The organism is Sandarakinorhabdus rubra, from assembly GCF_010994245.1.
Classification (GTDB): Bacteria; Pseudomonadota; Alphaproteobacteria; order Sphingomonadales; family Sphingomonadaceae; genus Sandarakinorhabdus; species Sandarakinorhabdus rubra.
This window is the reverse complement of the sequence record NZ_WMHO01000295.1, coordinates 1-2527: the sequence shown is the minus strand read 5'-3', so window position 1 is coordinate 2527 and position 2527 is coordinate 1. Positions and strand designations below refer to the sequence as shown.

The following is a 2527-nucleotide window of genomic DNA, read 5'->3' as shown; positions in this document are numbered from 1 at the left end:
GCGCCCGCGCCACCGCTTCGGCCAGCGCCAGCCCCTGCCCCAGCCCGCAGGCCAGCGCCGCCGAAAGCGTGCAGCCGGTGCCATGGCTGCTGCTGGTGGCGATGCGCTGGTCGCTGAAGGCCAGGTGCCCCTGGGCGCTCACCAGCCAGTCGGTGACCGTCGCACCATCGAGATGCCCGCCCTTGGCCAGCACGGCCCTTGGACCCATGTTCAGCAATTCCTGCGCGGCGAGCAGCATGTCGGCCTCGTCCGCCACCTCGGTTTCGGTCAGCGCCACCAACTCCGGCAGGTTGGGCGTCACCACGCGGGCCAGCGGCAACAGGCGTTCCACGAGCGCCCACACCGCGTCCTCCTCAATCAGCATGTCGCCGCTGCTGGCGATCATCACCGGGTCGAGCACGATCGGCACCGTCACGCCCGCCAGCGCGTCGGCCACCGCGTGCACCACCGCCGCCGTGCCCAACATGCCGATCTTGATCGCATCAACACCGATATCCTCGATCACCGCCCGGATCTGGGCGGCCACCACATCGGGCGGCACCGCGTGCACCGCGCTCACGCCCAGCGTGTTCTGCACGGTCACCGCCGTCACCGCGGTCATCGCGTGGCCGCCCAGCATGGTGATGGTCTTGATGTCGGCCTGGATGCCGGCGCCGCCGCCGCTGTCCGACCCGGCGATGGCCAGGATGCGCGCCGTCATGCAGCGGCCACCGCCGCGCAGATATCGTCCACCACCTTGCGCACCAGCGCGCGATCCTCGCCTTCGGCCATCACGCGAATGAGCGGCTCGGTGCCCGACTTTCGTATGAGGATGCGCCCCGTTCCGGCCAGCCGCGCCTCGCCTTCGGCGATGGCGGCCTGCACCGCCGGGGCCTCGAGCGGCGCGCCGCCCTTGAAGCGGACGTTCTTCAACAGCTGCGGCAGCGGATCGAACAGGTGCAGCAGCTCGCTGGCCGGGCGGCCATCGGCCACCAAGGCTGCCAGCACCTGCAGCGCCGCCACCAGCCCATCGCCGGTGGTGGCGTGATCCGACAGGATTATATGCCCCGATTGCTCGCCGCCGACATTGCAGCCTGTCTGCCGCATCAGCTCCAGAACGTGCCGGTCCCCCACGGCGGCGCGATGCAGGGCAAGGCCATGGCCGGCAAGATGCCGCTCCAGCCCCAGGTTGGACATCACGGTGGCGACCAGCGCCCCGCCCTTCAGCGTGCCGGCGGCGGCCGCGCGGGTGGCGATAAGCGCCATCAGCTGGTCCCCGTCGACGATCTGGCCCTTCTCGTCGACCACGATCAGCCGGTCGGCATCGCCGTCGAGCGCAATGCCGATATCCGCGCCGACCTCGATCACCTTCAGCTGCAGCGCCTTGGGGTGGGTGGAGCCAAAGCCATCGTTGACGTTGAAGCCGTCAGGCGTCACGCCGATGGCGATCACCTCGGCGCCCAGTTCCCAGAGCGCCGCCGGCGCCACCCGATAGGCAGCGCCATGCGCGCAATCGACAACGATCTTCAGGCCATCAAGGCGCAGGCGCTCCGGAAAGGTCGCCTTGGCAAAGTGGATGTAGCGGCCCTGCGCATCGTCGATGCGCCGCGCCCGGCCGATGGCCTGCGGCTCGGCCAGCGGAATCTCGGCCTCCAGCAGCGCCTCGATCGCGGCTTCGTCATCGTCGGACAATTTGTAGCCATCGGGCCCGAACAGCTTGATGCCATTGTCGTGATAGGGATTGTGGCTGGCCGAGATCATCACGCCGAGATCGGCGCGCATCGACCGGGTGAGCATCGCCACCGCCGGGGTGGGCATCGGGCCCAGCAGCGTCACGTCCATGCCGACGCTGGTGAAGCCGGCCTGCAAGGCCGCCTCCATCATGTAGCCGGAAAGCCGCGTGTCCTTGCCGATCACCACGCGGTGCGTGTGGGCGCCGCGCAGGAAATGCCGGCCGGCGGCCTGGCCCAGTTTCAGGGCGATGGCGGCGGTCATCGGCGGCCGGTTGGTGAGGCCCCTGATGCCATCGGTGCCGAAATAGCGGCGCGCGTGCGTGGTCATGAACGGCTCCTAGCGCGTGGCGTCGGCCTTGCCAAAGGGGATGTGACAGTCCCTCATGCGGCCGGCACACCGGGATCGGGCGATGCAGTACCGCGAAACAGAAGCCAGCCAACGCCAAAGCACACCAGATCGCCCAGCACAGTCACCAGCCGGAACAGGGTGATGGCGATCAGCGCCTCGCCCTCGCTCACGCTGCCGGCCAGCAACACCAGCATCACCGCCTCGCGCGTGCCAAGTCCCCCCGGCGCGCCGGGGGTGAGATAGCCTGTCAGCCAGCCCAACACGGCAATGGCCGCGGCAAACGGCAATGCTGCAAGCGGCGCCCCGGCCGGCGCCAGACTGTTCAGCACCAGCGCGAAGCTGACACCCAGCGCGGCCATGAACAGCATCGCCATCAAGCTGGCTGCCACCAGCACCGGCACGGCCCGCCGCAGCCGGCCGGGCCAGGGCAGTAGCAGACCGGCCAGGGCGGCCAGCGCCAGCGCCG

General features: G+C 69.8%; 3 protein-coding genes. All 3 read right to left on the bottom strand.

The genetic code is table 11. The features are described from left to right. Positions 1-700 (bottom strand): bifunctional hydroxymethylpyrimidine kinase/phosphomethylpyrimidine kinase (gene thiD, locus GJV64_RS13590; protein ID WP_164157912.1); only part of this gene is annotated, 700 nt, incomplete at its 3' end. Next, positions 697-2040 carry a phosphoglucosamine mutase gene (glmM, locus tag GJV64_RS13585; protein ID WP_164157910.1) on the bottom strand — a complete coding sequence of 448 codons (1344 nt, stop codon included), beginning with the start codon at positions 2038-2040 and terminating at the stop codon, positions 697-699. The genes thiD and glmM, both read right to left, overlap by 4 nt. Before the next feature lie 53 nt (positions 2041-2093). After that, positions 2094-2527 (bottom strand): lysylphosphatidylglycerol synthase domain-containing protein (locus GJV64_RS13580; protein ID WP_205599639.1); only part of this gene is annotated, 434 nt, incomplete at its 5' end.

Coding starts and splice junctions, on each gene's coding strand:
- glmM (WP_164157910.1), bottom strand. CDS start 2,040: ATGACCACGCACGCGCGCCGCTATTTCGGCACCGATGGCATCAGGGGC.